This window comes from Schaalia naturae, from assembly GCF_042665795.1.
Taxonomy (GTDB): domain Bacteria; phylum Actinomycetota; class Actinomycetes; order Actinomycetales; family Actinomycetaceae; genus Pauljensenia; species Pauljensenia naturae.
This window is the reverse complement of sequence record NZ_JBHTEF010000001.1, coordinates 2,066,105-2,084,152: the sequence shown is the minus strand read 5'-3', so window position 1 is coordinate 2,084,152 and position 18,048 is coordinate 2,066,105. Positions and strand designations below refer to the sequence as shown.

Sequence of the window (18,048 nt, the reverse complement as noted above, 5' to 3'; positions counted from 1 at the left end):
CCAAGGCGGACAGACGTGCGGTGATCGTGCTGTCGTCGGTGACCCTCGTGGGCCCGGTGCCCGTGACGGCCGAGTGGGGCGCGGTCACCGTGCGGACTCCGGCGGCATCAGCACCGGTGACGTCGCCGAGGTCGGTGAGAACTGCTGAGGCCCGGCCCTCGGAGGCGGTCTCCGCAACGAGAGATCGGACGACTGGACCGGGCCCCGCTCTCGACGCTGCGGCGTCCAAAACAGGATCTGCCAGGTGGAGCTTCGCGGCCGCCCGTGGCCGTCCGAGGGGCGGACGATGTCGGTTGGCTCGACGGCGCACTGGCACGAGCGGACCACATGCTCCGGGAAGCGTCGCGAGAGACCGCAGCCCGTGTGCGCGCGATGCGAAAGGGCCAGCGGCGGCGGACTGAACGGGGCCTCCCTGCCCTGGGCATGCTGCCCGAGGAGCGGGAAGGCCCCGTTCACCGCGTCAGGCTGGTTCAGACGCGGCGGGTGCGGCGCGCGGCCAACAGCAGACCGCCGGCCAGCAGCGCCGCAGCCGTCAGAGCGGCCCGCGTGGCGTCCGCGCCCGTGCGCGCCAGGCCTGCGCTGTCGCCGGATCCGGCGTCGCCGCTCGTGCCGCCCGCACCGTCTCCATCGCCACCCGCGTCGTCACCGGCCATGACGACCACCGTCCGTGTGGCGCTCGCCTGGTTCCCGGCTGGATCTGTGACCGTGAAGGTCGCCGTGTACTCCCCGGGCGTCTCCCAATCGACGTCGGAGGCCGTGACGATCTGGTCGGTGAGGTCGCCGGCCTGCTCGTCGACGGCCGTCACCCCTTGCGCCAGATCGACGGGGTGACCGGCGGCGGTGGTGATCGCGCCGTCTGGCACGGTGATCACCGGAGCCGCCGTGTCCGCAGCGTCTGCCGCCGTGAACAGGCCGTATTGGACCACGCCCGACCCCTCGGCCTCGCCCACGCCGTGGCTGTGCGCCGCCCAGCCGTAGACCCTGCCGGGGACGAGCCCGTCCCATACGGTCTGGGCCGTGAGCCCCGAACGGGTGGTCACCGAGTCCAGTTTCTGCGACCCCTGGCCGACCAGGGCGACCGCGTCGGTGCTGAAGCTGGTTGCTCGCGTCTCCAACTGGATCGGAACGGTGAAGTCCTCCGAGCGGCGGTCATAGCGGTCCTTCGTGTCGTACTGGACGGCATCGAAGGTCTCGAGCAGCGGCGAGTACGTGTCGACGATGAGCTTCGAGCCCGCGACATCGAACTGGAGGAGCCGCAGGAAGCTGGACCCCAACCGCAGGGACGCCGCCGACGGGTTCTCGATGCGCACCTGCGAGGCGGGAACCTCATAGGCCTGGTGGTCGGCGAGCATGCCGACGACGTTGTTCCCCGTCTGTCCCACATCGGTGCGCACGTTGACGCTCACCCCGTGCTCGTGGCCGCCGATCGCGAGGAAGACATTCGGGTTCTCCTCGATGACCTGCTCATTGAGCAGGCGCCCGTCGGCGGAGTCGGGGCCGTTGCGTCCGTCGGCCTGGGTGCTGGGCGCCAGGTAGGCGTGGGTCTGGAGGATCGCGTTGCGATCCTTGTACTGCTTGAGGACGGAGTCGGCCCATGCGGCCTCGTCCTCATCCACGCCGTACCCGAGGTTGACGACGACGAAGTCCAATCCACCGGCGCTGAACAGCAGATAGTTGTTGCTGTTGTCCCCCTCCTCCCAGGCGTGGTATTCCGCGCCGGATGCCTTCCACCCCGTCGTCAGGGCCTGAGCTTCGTAACGTTCAGGCCCGAAGTACTTGTTGAAATAGGTGTCGTTGTCCAGCCCGTGCATGTTGTCGTGGTTGCCGGGCAAGACTGAGTTCGGGATCTGGGCGTCCTCGAGCTTCCTCTGGATGTCGGAGGCCACCTGCATCTCACGGTCGAGATGGTCGGCCCCCCACTGCGCGATGTTCGACTCGTAGTAGTCCTGGTTCTCGTAGTCCTCCATGATGTCGCCCGTGTGGGAGACATAGGCAATGCGCCGGGACTCGCGGTTGTCCAGGATCCAGTTGATGATGTCCTCGTAGGCCGCGTGGAACTGCTCCTGCTCCACGGGGTTGTCGGGGTGCTCAATGGAGCCCTCGGATAGATACTGCGTGTCGGAGAAGTGAACCATCGAGAAGTCGTAGTCCGCATCGTCCGCGAAGGAGTCCGACACCGGCTCATCGAGATCATCGGCGAATGGATCCAGGCCCACCAGCAGGGCGTGCACGGTGCTGCCGTCCGTATGCGCGGCCGAGACGCCCGCCCGCAGGGCGGTGAGCGCCGTGGAGGACCCGCGGGAGAAGGCAGCTTGCTCCCAGGCGCCCGTCTTCACGTTCCACAGGTGCAGGGCGACAGCCCGCTCCGGGTCCACCGTCCCCTGCCACACGATCTGCCGATCCTCCTCCGGGACGCCCGACACGTCGAAGTCGAAACGCTGGTAGGGCATCTGGGTGACGCCCTCCTTGACCGTGCCGCGCGGGCTGTCCGCGGTCATGCCGTCGCCCGGCTTCAGGGGGTCGGCCGCCAGCGCGCGGGCGCGCCCGCCGCCGCCCGCCGACTCCACGTTCAGGCCGGTGGGGATCTGGCTGATCAGGCCCGTACTGCTGCTCGAGGCCGTCGCCGCGGGCTGCGGGTAGAAGTCCGTCGTGACGTCCTCGCCGCTGGGATTGACCGCCGCTGCGGACAGAGTGGCGCGTCCCGTGCCCACTGCGGAATCCGCGCCAGCGCCCTCCGGGATGCTCGTCGAGGTGAAAGCGACATCCGCCGACACGGCGAACCCGTAGCCGTCGGAGTACGCGACGGTCAACGTATGGGCGCCCTCGTCGAAGCCCGCCCCGATGGTGTCCCCCAGCGCGCTCCCAGCCCCGTCCACCTGGATGGCAACAGGGCCGTCGACCAGCTCGGAATGCTCGATCTGCGCGGACACCTCGACCACAGAGTCCAGGTGGTCGCCCTGTCCGGGCGTCGTCCGGATGAGGGCCGTCGGCGACGCGGTGGGCAGGTCGTCCAGGGCGCCCGCGTGGAGCGAGCGGACCTGCATGCCGTTGAGCGGAGCCGAGTAGACGTCCGCACGGGCGACCGTGGCCGGCGCGTAGAACTGGGTGCGCCCGTTCGAGGACGCGTCTCCGCCCAGGACCATGTGGTGCGCCGTCTCATTGGGCGGCTGCGTGAAGGCCCCGGCGGCGTTCGCCTGGCCCGCGAGCTCGCCGTTGACGTAGAGGAAGATCCTCGACCCGTCCCACACGGCGACCGTGTCGTACCAGGTGCCGGCCTGCAGGGGCTCGCTGCCCAACACCGACCGGTAGGAGCCGCCGACATTGATCATGAACCCGGCGGTGCCCTCCTTGCCGGTGTAGACGGCCAGGCCCCCGGACTCCTTTGAGCTGCAGATGTCGGCCTCGGAGGAGGAGGGAAGCGCGCCGTTGTACTTGAAGACGCAGCGCACGGCGACGGTGCCGGCCTCGGCGATCGCCTCCATGGCATCATGGAACTGATAGGACAGCGCGTCATCTCCGTGGAACGTGGCGGCCCCGGCGCCGAGCCCGCTGGGGGCGACGACAAAGGGCCTGCCATGCCCCGTGGGCTCGTTCCCCGAGACCCGGTCCGCTCCCACGCCGTCGGCGAAGTCCACGGACAGCAGGTCCGCGGCGGGCGCGTCGCCCTCGTCTCCGCCGGCCTCTCCGATCTGGGCGATGAAGCCGACCGTGCGGGTCACAGTTGTGCCGTACACGTCGCCGAAGGAGGCGGTCAGCGTGTGAGGGCCATCGGCCAGGTCCGAGCCGATCGTGTTGCCCTGATAGACGGGTGAGCCGTCAAGCAGCAGTGTGACCGTCCCATGGACGAGGTCCGGCCGGTCGACCTCGACGTCCACCTGGACGGGCTCGGTGAGCTGTTGGCCTTCGGCTGGGACGGTGGAGGCCACCTGTGCGACGGCCCCTGTGGGCAGGGGCGAAGGCCGTGCGGCCGCGAGGGCGGCGACCTCCCCCGCGGGCAGCGCCCGCGAGTACACCTGGGCGCTCGCGATCGATGCGGCGGAGGTGAACTGGACGCCGCCACTGGAGTTCGCGTCGCCACCGAGGACGAAGTTGCGCGCGGCTTCCTTCGCCGGCAGAGTCAGAGTGCCGGGGGCCTCGGTGCGCGCGGACTCCTCACCGTCCACGTAGAGGACGATCGTCTGTCCGTCCCACGTCGCTGTGAGGTCGTACCAGCGCCCGGGCGTGAGGTCCTGCGTCGACAGCGCCTTCGCGTAAGTGCCGTCGATATCGATCATGAAGCCGGCCTTCGACCCGCGGAAGTAGGTGGACACGCCGCCCGCCTCCTTGCCGGAGCAGACGCCTTCCTCGCCGGAGGTGAGCAGCGTCCCGTTGTACTTGACGACGCAGTGGACTGTCACCGCGTTCGTCCGGGACAGAGTGTCGGCGTAGGCGTCCTGGAAGGGGTACAGCAGGCCGTCGCCTCCGCCGAAGGAGGCCACGCCCGTGTAGGAGCCATTCGCCCCGACGATGACCGGGTCTCCAAATGAGGTTGCCGTGCGGGACGCCGCCGCATCGGTCGGCGTCCCGTCGTCGAAACTGACGTTGAGGAGGTCGGGTTCGGGGACGGCCGGCGCGGCATGCGCACCGGCGGTCGGGAGCCCGGCCATCCCTCCCGCGAGCAGCGCGGTGGCCGCCAGGGCGGCCGTGGATCTCAGAAAACGCATATCTGTTCTCTCGTCGTGCGTGCGATGGAATGCGGACAGGCTCGGGAGGTGGGCGACGCACCGGCCCTCACAGGTCGTGCTCATGGGATCCGCCGGATCTGCGTCGGTCATCTGCCGCAGCCTCCGCCACCGTAGGGAGTGTCGTCGGCTACCTCGTAAACACAGTTTGAACAGCAGAAAGACAGAGATGGGCTGTCATTGTCCGAGGAGTCTGATCTGCCGCGACCGGGTGGCGGGAGAACCTCGGGCGCGGCGCGCCCGGACTCCGCGGACGATCCGATGCACACTCGACCCATGGACGATCTGCGAATCCCTCCCGGGCCCGGCGCGCCGCGCGGCCTGACGGTGCCCGCCGCGGAGATGGTCGAGCAGTTCTCCCACTCCTCCGGGCCCGGCGGGCAGGGCGTGAACACGGCGGACTCCCGCGTGCAGCTCAGCCTGGACCTGGCGGCCACCACCGCACTGGACGCCGCCCAGAGGGCTCGCGCCCTCGCCCGGCTGGCCGGCAGGCTCGCGGGCGCGGTCCTGACCGTCGACGCCTCCGAGCAGCGCTCCCAGTACCGCAACCGTCAGGCAGCGCGCCAGCGTCTGGCGGAGCTGTTGCGCTGGGCCGTCGAGCCGCCCGTCGCCCGCCGGGCGACGCGGCCGACCAGGGCGTCCCGGCAGCGCCGGCTGGCCGCGAAGCGGCTGCGCTCCGAGGTCAAGCAGAACCGCAGGCGGCCGACGGGGGAGTGACGGCTCCGGGAGATGAGGGGATCGGCTCCCTCAGGCGGAGAATCACAGTTCATTCAGAACTATCAGTCGGTGGCGGACCCGTCCGCCGTTCCTCGAATCCTCGCCGCATCGTTGCAGCTTGTCGCCTTTTAGACGCGCGCGCGGGACCGAAGTCCCGGGCGCCTGCGCCTATAATGAGTTGCGCACGATCAAGTTGCGTCGAAAGGAAGTGCCACCATGCCATTGGTGAACACGACGATCCAGCCCTTCCATGTCAACGCCTACAGGGAGGGGGAGTTCATCGAGGTCAGCGACCAGGACTTCCTGGGCAAGTGGAATGTCCTGATGTTCTACCCCGGCGACTTCACCTTCGTGTGCCCGACCGAGCTCGAGGACCTGGCCGACCACTACGACGAGTTCCGGGCGCTGGGCGTCGAGGTCTACAGCGCGTCCGTCGACTCCCACTTCTCGCACAAGGCCTGGCACGACTCCTCCGAGGCCGTCGGCAAGGTCCGGTACGCGATGCTCGGCGATCTGAAGAAGGAGCTGGCCCGCCACTTCGACGTCCTCGACGAAGAGTCCGGCCAGGCCCTGCGCGGCACCTTCGTCATCGACCCCGAGGGCCGCATCCGCGTCATGGAGGTCAACGACTCCGGCATCGGCCGCGACGCGCGCGAACTGCTGCGCAAAGTCCGCGCCGCCCAGTACATCACCGCCCACCCCGACCAGGTCTGCCCCGCCCACTGGGACGAGGGCGAGGAGACGCTCAGCCCGTCGCTGGACCTGGTGGGCAAGATCTGATGGCGCTGGACGCCTCACTGACCGGGCAGCTGCGTTCGCTGTTCGGGAACCTCATCGGTCCAGTCCAACTGCGCGAGGCCTCCGACGGCTCCCCGAAGGGACGCCGGATGGCCGAGCTCCTCGCCGAGATCGCCGCCCAGTCCGACCTGGTCACCGTGGTGGAGGACGGGTCGGCGGACCTCCGCCGGCCCTCGTTCCTCGTCGCGACCCCGGGCGCGGACACCGGCGTGCGCTTCGCCGGCGTCCCTCTGGGGCATGAGCTCACCTCGCTGGTGCTCGCGATTCTCCAGGTCGGCGGCCACCCCTCGAAGGAGCCGCCCGCCCTGCAGGAGCGCGCTCGCCGCCTCGCGCCTGCCGAGCCGCTGCGCTTCGAGACGTTCTTCTCGCTGAGCTGCCAGAACTGCCCGATCGTCGTCCAGGCGCTCAACCTGATCTCGATCCTCAACCCGCGCGTCTCGCACACCGCCATCGAGGGATCCGCCTTCCAAGACGAGGCCGACGCCCGCGGCGTCATGGCCGTGCCGACGATCTTCGTCAACGGCCGGGAGTTCGGCCAGGGCCGCATGACCCTGACGAGGATCCTCGACCGGATCATCGAGATGGGCCTGGCCGTGGACCCGGAGGCAGCCGGCTCGCCGGGCGCGGCCTCGCCCTCGTCCCCCATCGACGAGGCCGGCGCCGGCCTGCCGGACCGGTCCGCCGGCGCCGCGCCTCCCGCCGAGCCGACCGGACCGGCGTCGGGCTCCCGCCACGACGTCCTCGTCATCGGGGGCGGCCCCGCCGGCACCACCGCCGCGATCTACACGGCCCGCAAAGGCCTGGACACGGCGCTGGTCGCCGAGCGCATGGGCGGCCAGGTCCTGGACACCGCCTCCATCGAGAACCTGCCCTCGCAGATCCGCGTCGAGGGGCCGGAGTACGGCCGCCAGCTGGAGAACCACGTGCGCGCCTACCCCGTGGAGGTCCTGGCCGACAGGCGCGCGGTCTCGTTGGAGGCCGGAGCCCCGGACGGCGGCGGCTCGGCCACGGCGGCGAGCGTGCGCCTGGACGACGGCAGCGTCGTCTCGGCCCGGACCGTCATCCTGGCCACCGGCGCCCACTGGCGCCAGCTGGGCGTGCCCGGCGAGGACGAGTACCGCAACAGGGGTGTCACGTCCTGCCCCCACTGCGACGGCCCCCTGTTCGCGGGCAAACGCGTGGCCGTGATCGGGGGCGGGAACTCCGGGATCGAGGCCGCGATCGACCTGGCGGGCGTGGCCGCCCACGTCGACGTCGTCGAGTTCGACACGCGGCTGCGCGCCGACGAGGTGCTTCTGCGCACCCTGCGGACACTCGGCAACGTGGACGTCCATGTCAACGCCGCCACCCGGGAGATCGTCGGGGACGGCCGCTCGGTCACGGGACTGCGATGGACCGACCGCGAGTCCGGAGCCGAGACGACACTGCCGGTCGACGGCGTCTTCGTCCAGATCGGCCTCATCCCCAACACCGGATGGCTGCGGGGGGCCGTCGACCTCAACGCGCGCGGGGAGATCGTCGTCGACGCGTCGCTGGCCACCTCGGTGCCCGGTGTCTTCGCTGCCGGAGACTGCACGACCAGCCGCGACAAGCAGGTCGTCGTCGCCGCCGGCGAGGGCGCACAGGCGGCCCTGTCGGCCTTCGACCAGATGATCCGCGCGGTCGTCTGAGTCCCGCGCGCCCGCCTGGAGCGGGCCGGCTGGCGTCAGCGCGTGCCCTGGGAGCCCCGGTTCCCGGGGCGCGTCGTCGTCGGAGGCGTCCTGGCGGGCCGGTGGCGGATCGAGGCGGCACCGCCCTCGTGAGATCGGGGAGGCCCGTGTGGGGCCGAGATCTCTCCCGCCGCGGACCAAACGGCACAGAATGCCGAGGGCGCCGATCGGGCCCGGTCCGTCGGCGCTCGATGTCGGAGCAGGTCGGGGCACCTCTCTGCGAGCATCGGGGAGACGGATGCGCGGGGATTCTGTGTTGTCCTCACTCCCGGCGCCGGGTCATCGCCAACCCGGGCCCTCCACGCGTGCGACCTGCTCCTCCTCGTCCCAGGCATGGACCCGCCTGCCGGTGAAGGGGACGCGCAGGGGACGCGGCAGCCCGCCGAAGCGACCGAGAGCCTCCCGGACCACGGTCGCCACGATGCGCGCCAGGACCTGCCGAGTGGAGAACCGCAGGACGATGTAGCCCAGACGCCTCAGTGCGAAATCGCGTTGCCGGTCGAGGGCGACCTGGCCGGGGTCGGTGTCGTGCTGGCGGCCGTCGATCTCCACGACGATCAGCCCCTCGACGAGCAGGTCGACCTCGCCGACGCCCTCGATCTCGGCGCCGACCTCGATCGGGCCGATGCCGGCGTCCTCCAGCTGGAGCCGGGCCAGCGTCTCCATGATCGAGCGGGCTCGCGGACTCGCCCGGTCCACGGCGCGTCGGGCCCGGCCCGAACCCGGCCCCCGGGCGGGGACCGGGATCTCCCCGGGGGCGATGAGCCCGCGGCGGAGGACATCGTCCAGCGCGACGATTGCCTGGGTCTCGGAACAGCACGTGATCAGGCGGCCGATGACGGTCGGGAGGTCGGCCAGCCACGGTCGCGCGGGATCGACGCCGATCGGACGGAACTCGCGGTGCACGCGGATCCCGTCGGTGGCCGGCCCGCCGCGGAGCCTGGACCGCGTGTGGGGGACGGCGAGGTGGACGACGCGGGGCGGGCGGCCGACGACGGGGATGCCGTGGCACTCCGCGGCGCTCAGACAGGTGACGACGCCGCCGCGCTGCCCGGCGATCCTGCGGGCGATATCGGTGGTCCCCTCGATGAACGTGAGGAACGGTCCTGTCCGGATCCGAGCGAGGGCCGACATCCTGCTGACGGCCGCCTTCCCGTACCGCGAGACCAGCCGGCCGGTCTCCATCACGCCTCCGGCTCGGAGCAGGGCATCGTAGGCGGGCCGCGCGTCGTCGTTCACCCTGACATGGAAGCAGATGGCCGGGGCGAGGCCGGAGATGTCCACAGGGGTCCTCGGCTCGGGACAGCACAGAATGCCCGGGGAGCCAGGCGGCGGGACGCGGGGTGTGTGGAGATATGCGCAGGTCATGGACGAGGACGGCGTGCCGGCGGATTCCCTCGCGTCGGCATTCTGTGCTGTCGGCACTCCCGCGCGGTCCTCTCCGGCCGTACGCTTCCCACCAGGAGGTTCGACGATGACGACACGAATCGCAGTGGTCGGCGGCGGTTGGCGGGCTCAGTTCTACGGGCGGCTGGCGCGGGCGCTCCCAGACGAGTTCGACCTGGTCGGGATGACGGCGCGCTCCGCCGCCACGCGGGAGGAGTGGGAACGCGTCTTCCCCGGCTGCCCAGCGTTCCCGACCGCAGGCGACCTGGTGCGCCGCGCGCGCCCCGACCTGGTCGTCGTCGCCGTGTCGCACACGGCCAACGGGGCGGTCTCGCGTTCGCTCGCGATCGACGAGGGCGTCCACGTGCTCGCCGAGACGCCTCCCGCTGCGGACGTCGACGGTCTGCGACGTCTTTGGGACGCGGTCGGCGGGACCGGCCTGGTCCAGGTCGCCGAGCAGTATCCGGCGCTGCCCGAACACGCGGCCCGGCGCGCGGTCATCCGCAACGGGGCCATCGGCCCGGTCACGCAGGTGCAGGTCTCCTCGACGCACACGTACCATGCGGTGGCGCTGATCCGGAGCTATTTGCGGGAGACGGCCGGCGTGGGGGCCGGGGGAGCCGCAGACGGCGCTCCGGGCGCCTGCTTCGGCCCGGCCACGGTCACGGCGCACGTCAGTCGCGCGCCGCTGCTCGATCCCGAGGATCGCTCCGGCTGGCATGACGATCCGCGCCAGGTCGACGCCGCGACGACGCTGGCCGTCCTCGACCTGCCTGAGGGCGTCGGCCTCTACGATTTCACCGACAACCAGTGGCACAACCGCCTGCTCCACCGCCGCGTGCTGGTGCGAGGCACCCGCGGCGAGATCTCCGGGGACTCGGTGCGCCACCTGCCTGAGCCCCGCGTCCTCGTGCGTTCCTCCCTGGAACGCCGCCAGACCGGCTACGACCTGGACCTCGACGGCTTCTGCCTGGAGTCGATCACGTTCGAGGGCCGTGCCGTCTACCGCATGCCCTTCCCGGGTCGTCGCTTCTCCGACGAGGACATCGCGATCGCGACTCTCATGCGCTCGGCCGGGACCTGGGCCCGCGGCGAGGGCGCCCCCGCCTATCCGTTGGCGCAGGCCCTGCAGGACCAGCTGCTGGGCCTGGCCATCGAGTCCTCGGCCGCGCGCGGCGGCGCGCCCGTGCGGACCGGGGTCGAGGCCTGGGGACGCTGACCGCGGGGTCCGCCGGTCCTCCTGCGCGGACTCCGTGACCCTGCTCATCGCCGGGCCGTCCGGTTTCGATTTCGCGCGCGGGCAGGTCCGGGCCGTCCGCGAGCAGTGCCCGGGTCTGGAGATCGAGTCCTGCGCGTCCGGTGGGGCGCGCGGCGACCTGGAGATCCTCCAGCGCACGCAGCGCGTGTGGGCCTCGGACCGCATCGACGCGATCAAGAGGCAGGACATCCAGAGGTGGACCTCCCAGCTGATCCCCCTGGAGATGATCGGCGCCCACATCGAGACCGGCTGCTCGCACACGACCGGACGTCGGCTCCCGCTGCCGCTCCGGGCCGCGACAGCCCTCTTCGGCCACTTCGGCATCGAGTGGGACATCACGGAGATCAGCCAGGAGGAGCATCGCGCGCTGCTGCATTCTGGCCGGCTCGTGCGCCGGGGCGCCGGGTGGCTCGGCGGCGTGCTGTGGGGCGTCGTCTCCGAGGACAGGGCCGAGGCCCTGTACGCCCTGGACATCCTCACGCGGACCCCGGCCTCGCCGGGCTCCCGCTCCCGCAGTTCGAGGTGGCGGCGGTCCTTCTGGAGGTCCGCGGGATCAGTCCCGCAGGGCCGCCCTCGTCGTGTGGCGGGTGAGGTCCGCGGCGGCCGGGTCCACCCCCGGCGACCGGGTGGCGAGCTTGTGGAGGCCCCAGACGCCCAGGAACAGTGGTAGGCCGATGTAGCTGGAGATCAGCGCCGTGAAGCCGTGCTCGCCGAACAGCGCGTCGCGGCCCTGGCCGAACACGACCACGGCGCACATCGCCAGGGCGATGACGGGCCCCGCGGGATAGAGCCTGGCGCGGAAGGGTAGCTCGGAGACGTCGTGGCCCTGGGCTGCGAACGCCCGGCGGAACTTCAGATGCGACCATGCGATGCCCATCCAGGTGATGAACCCGGCCAGGCCCGAGGCGTTGACCAGCCACACATACGCGTTCCCGTCCCCGACGAGTGAGGACACCAGGCAGGCGCCGCCCACGACGGTGGTCGCGACCAGGGCGGGGACGGGGACGCCGCGGCGGTTCGTCCGGCGCAGGAACGCCGGCGCCTGACCCCGCCACGCCATCGCGTACAGCATCCGCGTGGAGGCGTACAGCCCCGAGTTGCCGGCCGAGAGCACCGACGTGAGGATCACCGCGTTCATCACGCCGGCCGCCGCCGCGATCCCGGCGCGGGCGAACACCAGGGTGAACGGCGAGACGGAGATGTCCGAGACCCCGGATCTCAGCAGGTCGGGATCTGTGTAGGGGATGAGGAATCCGATGACGGTGATCGCCCCGATGTAGAAGAGCAGGATGCGCCAGAAGATCGTCCGGATCGCGCGGGGCACGCTCGTCTCGGGGTCCTCGGCCTCCCCGGCCGCGACGCCGACCAGCTCGGTGCCCTGGAAACTGAAGCCGGCCACCATGAAGACGGCCAGGACCCCGGTCCCGCCGCCTACGACGGGCGCCTCGCCCGCCGTCCAGTTCGCCAGGCCGGGGGAGGTTCCGCCCATGATGCCGAGGATCATCGCGAGCCCCAGGGCGAGGAACAGGAGGACCGTCGTCACCTTGATCGCCGCGAACCAGAACTCGCTCTCGCCGTAGGCGCGGGCCGAGAGCGCGTTGAGGGACACCAGGGCCGCCAGGAACAGGGCGGACCACATCCATCCGGGCAGGTCGGGGAACCAGTACTTCATGACGAGCGCGGCCGCGGACAGCTCGGCCGCGACGGTGATCGCCCAGTTGAACCAGTAGTTCCAGCCGATGGCGAAGCCGAAGCTCGGGCTGACGAACCGGGAGCCGTACTCGCCGAATGAGCCGGCGACGGGCAGGTAGGTCGCCATCTCCCCCAGCGACTGCATGAGCAGGAAGACCATGCCCCCGATGAGGGCATAGGAGATCAGGGCGCCGCCCGGCCCGGCGGTCGAGATTGTCTCGCCCGAGGCGACGAACAGGCCGGTCCCGATGGCGCCGCCGATCGAGATCATCGTGAGATGCCGGGAACGCAGCCCCCGTGTGAGCGAGTTGTCCTCGGCCCGGAGCCCACCAGCGGCCATGACTTTCACCTTCAATCGGAGGGGAGACCCCGACGACATTACCGCGTCGCCCGGCCTCCTCCGCTCCCGTGCCCGCCCTCGCACCGGTCCGCCGACCGGCGCGGCGCCGCCGCCCGCGTCGATGCCGACGACACCGTCTCCGCAACCCCCCTTGACGCAGGACAGGGCCGATCCTGGGGGGAGGGACTTTGGCCCTGCCTCCGCCCACCCTTTCAATCCTTCAAACAAACAGGGATTGACCTGCGGGAACGTCGGACCGATCGGGGCTCGAAACTGCGACCAAAGTCCTACAGTGGGAGCTGCCGGGTTCAGCGACGACCCGGCTCACGATGACAAGGGAGTGATCAGATGTCTGAGGTCATGCTCGCGGAGCGCTTCTACGCCGATGGGAAGCGCATCGCGTTGGAGGAGGTCCCCATCCCGGAGCCCGGACCCGGCCAGGTGCGCATCAAGGTGGAGTACTGCGGAATCTGCCATTCCGACATCTCCCTGATGAACGGCACCTTCCCCGCGCCTCTGCCGGTCGTCACCCAGGGGCACGAGGCCTCGGGCACCATCGAGAAGCTCGGGCCCGGCGTCACCGAGTGGCAGGTCGGGGACCGCGTCATCCCTGCGGCCGGCCGGCCGTGCCTGAAGTGCCGCCGCTGCCGTCGCGGCGACTTCCCCAACTGCCTGAACCTGCAGCTCATGGCCTTCGCCTATGACGGGGCCTGGGCGCAGTACACGATCGCCTCGTCGATGGGCCTGACCCGCGTCCCCGACGAGGTCGACATGCGGCAGGCGGCGATCCTGGCCGACGCCGTGTCGACCCCCTTCGGCGCCGTCGTGCGCACCGGCAAGGTCCACCCCGGCAACGCGGTGGGCGTGTGGGGCCTGGGCGGGGTGGGGACCCACATCGTCCAGCTCGCCCGCCTGGCCGGCGGCGTGCCCGTCATCGGATTCGACGTCGACGACTTCGCTCTCGAGCGGGCGAAGAAGCTGGGCGCCGATCACGTCTTCCGTTCCGACGACCCGGATCTTCTGGCCAAGGTCACCGAGGCCACCGGCGGGCGCATGATCGACGTCGCCTTCGACGCGGTCGGCATCCGCTCGACCCTGCGGCAGGCGGTCGCCAGCCTCGACCACTCGGGACGTGTCGTCGTGGTCGGGATGTCCGCCCAGGAGGTCGCGCTGGGCACCTCCGTCACCGAGTTCAACCTGGCGGAGAAGCAGATCCTCGGGCACACGGGCTACAAGAACCAGGACATCTCGATGCTCGCCGAGATGCTGAGGTACGGCCGCCTGGACCTCACCCAGTCGGTGTCCGAGGTCGTGCCTCTGCGCGAGATCCAGACCGGCCTCGACCACCTGGAGGGCAAGGTCGGCCACCCGATCCGCATCCTGGTCGACCCCTGGGCGTGAGCCCGGGCCCGCGGGGCGGGTCCGTGGCCTGCGGGAGGGGCCCTCACCCCGTCCGGCCTGCGGCCCCATCCACCCGGGCGGCGGCATGCCGCTCGAGTTCGCGGGCGAGGACGTGGGCGTGGCTGCGCCCGATGTCGCGCGTGGCGACCAGCAGGGTCACCGTCCCGGCCCGGCAACGCCTCGCGAGGGAGGCGAGGGCCGGGACTGCGTCCAGCTCGGCGGCGTAGCGGTCCCGGAACGCCTCGTCGGAGATGTCCCCGTGGTGCCACGCCCGGCGCAGGGCGGTGGAGGGGGCCAGGTCCTTCGCCCACTCGTCCATGCCGAGGGCATCCTTGCGGACACCCCGGGGCCACAGCCGGTCGACCAGCACCCGGTACCCGTCCTCCGGTGCGGCGGCGTCGTAGACCCGCTTGACGCGGATCGCCCTGTCAGCGCTGGACAACACCGATCATCTCCCCGCCCAGTCCGAGCAGCGCGCGGACATTGTGGCTGACGCGCTCCTCCACTCCGATCGGCCGGTTGCCCGCGACATGGGGGGTGATGACGATGTTCGGGGCGTCCCACAGCGGCGAGCCGGCCGGCAGCGGCTCCGTCGAGGCGACGTCCAGCGCCGCCGCGCCGAGGCGGCCCTCGCGCAGCGCGGAGGCGAGGGCGTCCTCGTCCACGCCCGAGCCGCGGCCGACGTTGACCACGTGGGCGCGGTCGGGCAGGACGCCGATCGTGTGCTCGTCCAGGGCGCCGCGCGTGTCGGGGCGGTCGGGCAGGACCATGACCAGGACGTCGGCGGTGGACAGGGCGGCGTCGACCTCGTCGGGGGAGGAGCCGACGACGGGGAACCCCGCGCGCTCGCCCGCGGAGTGGGCGATCCCGGTGACGCGGGCGCCCATCGCGGAGAACCGCCGCGCGATCTCCTGGCCGATCGCCCCGAAGCCCCAGACCACGACGTCCGACCCGATGAGCGTGGTCACGGCGTCGGCGGAATGCAGCGGCCGAGGGCCGGTGAGCTCCGTGGCCCAGCGGTGCTCGGCGCGGGCGCGCTCGCACAGGGGGATGCTGCGCAGGGTGGCCAGGGCGAGGGCCAGCGCGTGCTCGGCGACGGTCTTGTCGTGGAAATGGACGCCCTTGGTGATGATGACCTCGGGGGGAAGGTCCAGCGCGAGCAGCGCATCCGGGCCCGCCGCCAGCGTCTGCACCCAGCGCAGCCGGGGCAGGTCGGCGAGGAACGACCCGATGTCCGGGTTCTGTCCCCAGATGACGACGGCCTCCGCGTCGCGGTGCTGCGGCGGGACCGGCTGCAGTTCGTCGACGGGGACGACGCGGACATCGTCGGGAACGTCGAACGCGCCGAACGCCACGGTGTCGGAGATGAGGATCTTCATGTGTCCTGCCTTCCAGGAGTCGTGCCAGGAGTCGTGCGGACCCGCGTCCAGTGTGCCCCCTCCGGGCCGGGGAGGGGAGGCCTGTAGGCTGGATCCCATGGGCAAGGCCAGTCGTCGCAAGAAGGTCGTCACATCCGCCGCGCGTCCCGCGTACCGGGCGCCGATCCCCTTCCGGGAGCGTCCCTTCGACGGTCTTCCCGCCGAGATCCAACTGGTCGCGATGCGCGAGTTCATCCCCTGCGCGGTCCTGCCCGCGCGCACGACCGCGGAGCATGGCGGCGTCGACGTCGACATCGTCACCCTGCTGCCCGATGGGCACGGCGCCATGGTGCGCGGCGACGGACGCATTCTGGTGGGGCTCCAGACGCGGTTCCACTCCGGCGACCTCTCGCACGACGCGGGCGGCGCGCTGGCGGCCGCGATCGCCCGCAGGGAGGCGGGCGAGGAGGGCATGGTCTCCGTCGACGTGCGCGACCCCGCGCCGCGCCTGCAGGATCTGCTCGACCCGGCTGTGGCGCCCGACCTGCAGATCCGCGAGGACTTCGGGTACTGGTTCGACCCCGAGGCGGAGGTCACCCCCGAGATGGAGCAGGCCCTGGAGCGCAACCGCGCCGACGTGGTCCCCACCCGGGCCGTCCCCGGCGTCGAGGGCATGTACTGGTGCGAGATGAACCACACCTTCATCCGCTACGTCACGGACTACCCCGAGTCGCGCCTGTTCACCGCGCTGGCCCGCCTGCAATTGGCCGGAACGGCCCACATCGGGGAGGGATCGCGCTTCGTCGGCGCCTTCCGAGCCTGCGGCCTGGCGATCCCCGTCTTCCAGCTGGAGGACGGCGTGGGCCCCGACGACGTCGCGTCCGACGCCCGTGCGCTCGCCGATGGGCTGGAGGCCGTCCTCGGGGCGGACGAGCCGCTGACCCCCGAACTGAGGCGCGTGCGCGACGGGCTGGTCTCCCGCCAGGTGACCATCCGATAGGGCCGCGCCGGCCTCGTCCTCGCCCCTTCGGGGCGGACGGGCCGATCGAAGCCCGTCGGCGGCCTCCCCGCACGCCGAGTCGGCCTAAAATCGAGGTATGAACCCCCGCCCCGACCCCCATCCTCGGGCGACGCGCGACGAGCCGCAGCGGGTTGCGGCCGTCATCCCCGCACACAACGCCGAACGGGACATCGCCTCCACGGTGCGGTCGTGCCGGGCGATTCCGGGAGTGGACCTGCTGGTCGTGGTCGATGACGGGTCCGAGGACGACACGGGGCGCAATGCGCGCCAGGCCGGCGCCGTGGTGGTCCGCCACTCCGTGACGCGGGGGCGGGCCTCGGCGATGGAGACGGGCGTCAAGGTGGCCGCGATGCGCGACCGGGCGGACTGGCCGCCCAGGCTGTTGCTCTTCCTCTCGGCGGATCTGGGGGAATCGGCGGTCGAGGCCTCGGCGCTGGTCGAGGCCGTGATGTCGGGACAGGCCGACTGCGCCTGCGCGGCACCTCCGGCCGCGTCTCCGCAGGTCGGACGCACTGTGGCGGAGAAGCGGGCGCGCTGGGGAATCCGCCTGATGACGGGGTGGGAGCCGCAGGCGCCCCTGTCCGAGCAACGGTGCCTGACGAGGGCGGCGCTCACCGCCGTGATGCCGTTCTCGACCGGGTACGGGCTGGAGCCCGGCGAGACCATCGATCTGCTGGTGGCAGGTTTCCGGATGGTCGAGGTGCCGTGCACCTTCGTGCACCTGGGGTCGGACACGACGATCGGCGAGCTCAACCGCGCCGCGCGTCTGCGCGACGCCCTTCTTGCCATCGAGCAGCGCCTCCTCCGGGGGGTGCGTCTGCCGGCGAATGTGCGGCGCGCGGCCGCGCGCGCTCAGCGGGCCGGAGTCCCCTATCCGAGCGACGAGGCTCGCGCCCTGCTGACGGGCGCCGTGGGGGGACCCGGAGGCTCGGGCGGTCCCGGGGGCCCGAGGAGGCCGGGCCCCTCTGCCGCCTCGGGCGCGGACTCGTGAGCGGGGACGCGCCGGAGGGGAGCCTCCCCCCGGAGCTGCGCGAAGGGGCGTTCGGCCCGGAGGGACTGGTCCTCGGTCCGGACGGGCTGGCGCGCCCCGCGTGGGCGGCCAACGACCCCCTGTTGCGCGAGTACTACGACACCGAGTGGGGACTGCCCGTGCGCGACGAACGGGGCGTCTTCGAGCGGCTCAGCCTCGAAGCCTTCCAGTCTGGCCTGTCCTGGTCGACGATCCTGCGCAAGCGGCCGGCGTTTCGGACGGCGTTCCTGAGGTTCGATCCCGACGCGGTGGCGGCCTTCGGCCCCGCCGACGAGGAGCGACTGCTGTCCGATGCCCACATCATCCGCAATCGCGCGAAGATCCGGGCGACGATCTCCAACGCCCGGGCGACCGTGGCGCTCCGGGCGTCCCGGCCGGGCGGGCTGGCGGCCCTGGTCTGGTCGTACGCGCCCGAGCTCATGCCCGCGCCGCGCACCCTGGGGGAGGTCCCGACGCGATCCCCGGAGTCCGAGGCGCTGGCCCGGGAGCTGCGCCACAGGGGCTTCCGCTTCGTCGGACCGACGACGATGTTCGCCCTCATGGAGGCCATCGGCGTCGTCGACACCCATCTGGCCGGCGCCCACCGCCCGCATCCGCGGGCCGCCTCCAGGTGAGGG

At 71.5% G+C, this 18,048-nt stretch carries 14 protein-coding genes; 9 read left to right on the top strand and 5 right to left on the bottom strand.

What is annotated here, in order from left to right; genetic code table 11:
• Positions 1-470: 470 nt before the first annotated feature.
• Positions 471-4,703 (bottom strand): LamG-like jellyroll fold domain-containing protein, encoded by a 4,233-nt coding sequence (locus ACFQWG_RS09320; RefSeq protein ID WP_380974665.1) that lies wholly within the window; start codon positions 4,701-4,703, stop codon positions 471-473.
• Positions 4,704-4,997: 294 nt separating this feature from the next.
• On the opposite strand from ACFQWG_RS09320, the gene arfB reads away from it, so the two are divergent.
• The 3 genes from arfB to ACFQWG_RS09305 all read left to right on the top strand — a co-directional run bounded on the left by arfB (position 4,998) and on the right by ACFQWG_RS09305 (position 7,906).
• On the top strand, positions 4,998-5,438 hold the full coding sequence (gene arfB / locus ACFQWG_RS09315) for an alternative ribosome rescue aminoacyl-tRNA hydrolase ArfB (RefSeq protein ID WP_380974663.1): 441 nt from the start codon (positions 4,998-5,000) through the stop codon (positions 5,436-5,438).
• 216 nt (positions 5,439-5,654) lie between these two features.
• Positions 5,655-6,218, top strand: a complete 564-nt coding sequence (gene ahpC, locus ACFQWG_RS09310) for an alkyl hydroperoxide reductase subunit C (RefSeq protein ID WP_291495586.1) — start codon at positions 5,655-5,657, stop codon at positions 6,216-6,218.
• Entirely contained in the window at positions 6,218-7,906 is a 1,689-nt protein-coding gene (locus tag ACFQWG_RS09305; RefSeq protein WP_380974661.1) for an alkyl hydroperoxide reductase subunit F, read from the top strand. The genes ahpC and ACFQWG_RS09305 overlap by 1 nt, the downstream gene beginning before the upstream one ends.
• Positions 7,907-8,224: 318 nt before the next feature.
• Here ACFQWG_RS09305 and ACFQWG_RS09300 read toward each other — a convergent pair whose 3' ends face one another.
• A complete protein-coding gene (locus tag ACFQWG_RS09300; protein ID WP_380974659.1) occupies positions 8,225-9,184 on the bottom strand; it encodes an endonuclease domain-containing protein in 960 nt (319 codons plus the stop codon).
• A gap of 235 nt (positions 9,185-9,419) precedes the next feature.
• On the opposite strand from ACFQWG_RS09300, the gene ACFQWG_RS09295 reads away from it, so the two are divergent.
• Positions 9,420-10,550, top strand: a complete 1,131-nt coding sequence (locus ACFQWG_RS09295) for a Gfo/Idh/MocA family protein (RefSeq protein ID WP_380974657.1) — start codon at positions 9,420-9,422, stop codon at positions 10,548-10,550.
• Between the two features lie 34 nt (positions 10,551-10,584).
• Positions 10,585-11,259 carry an alpha-galactosidase gene (locus ACFQWG_RS09290; protein ID WP_380974655.1) on the top strand — a complete coding sequence of 225 codons (675 nt, stop codon included), beginning with the start codon at positions 10,585-10,587 and terminating at the stop codon, positions 11,257-11,259.
• On the opposite strand, the gene ACFQWG_RS09285 is transcribed toward ACFQWG_RS09290, so the two are convergent.
• A complete protein-coding gene (locus ACFQWG_RS09285; protein ID WP_380974654.1) occupies positions 11,143-12,621 on the bottom strand; it encodes an amino acid permease in 1,479 nt (492 codons plus the stop codon). The genes ACFQWG_RS09290 and ACFQWG_RS09285 overlap by 117 nt on opposite strands.
• 348 nt (positions 12,622-12,969) lie before the next feature.
• Between ACFQWG_RS09285 and ACFQWG_RS09280 the strand changes: the two genes are divergently transcribed.
• Positions 12,970-14,022 (top strand): zinc-binding dehydrogenase, encoded by a 1,053-nt coding sequence (locus tag ACFQWG_RS09280; protein ID WP_380974652.1) that lies wholly within the window; start codon positions 12,970-12,972, stop codon positions 14,020-14,022.
• Positions 14,023-14,065: 43 nt separating this feature from the next.
• Here ACFQWG_RS09280 and ACFQWG_RS09275 read toward each other — a convergent pair whose 3' ends face one another.
• A complete protein-coding gene (locus ACFQWG_RS09275; RefSeq protein WP_380974650.1) occupies positions 14,066-14,464 on the bottom strand; it encodes a DUF488 domain-containing protein in 399 nt (132 codons plus the stop codon).
• The gene (locus tag ACFQWG_RS09270) at positions 14,451-15,401 is read right to left on the bottom strand and encodes an NAD(P)-dependent oxidoreductase (protein WP_380974648.1); all 951 of its coding nucleotides are present in this window, start codon (positions 15,399-15,401) and stop codon (positions 14,451-14,453) included. Before ACFQWG_RS09270 ends, ACFQWG_RS09275 begins: the two co-directional genes overlap by 14 nt.
• A gap of 97 nt (positions 15,402-15,498) precedes the next feature.
• On the opposite strand from ACFQWG_RS09270, the gene ACFQWG_RS09265 reads away from it, so the two are divergent.
• The 3 genes from ACFQWG_RS09265 (at position 15,499) to ACFQWG_RS09255 (ending at position 18,045) form a co-directional block, all read left to right on the top strand.
• A complete protein-coding gene (locus ACFQWG_RS09265; RefSeq protein ID WP_380974646.1) occupies positions 15,499-16,380 on the top strand; it encodes a DUF5926 family protein in 882 nt (293 codons plus the stop codon).
• Positions 16,381-16,477: 97 nt separating this feature from the next.
• Positions 16,478-17,392, top strand: coding sequence for a glycosyltransferase family 2 protein (locus tag ACFQWG_RS09260; protein WP_380974645.1), 915 nt, complete (start codon positions 16,478-16,480; stop codon positions 17,390-17,392).
• A 35-nt stretch (positions 17,393-17,427) separates the two neighbouring features.
• A complete protein-coding gene (locus ACFQWG_RS09255; RefSeq protein WP_380976302.1) occupies positions 17,428-18,045 on the top strand; it encodes a DNA-3-methyladenine glycosylase I in 618 nt (205 codons plus the stop codon).
• Positions 18,046-18,048 lie beyond the last annotated feature (3 nt).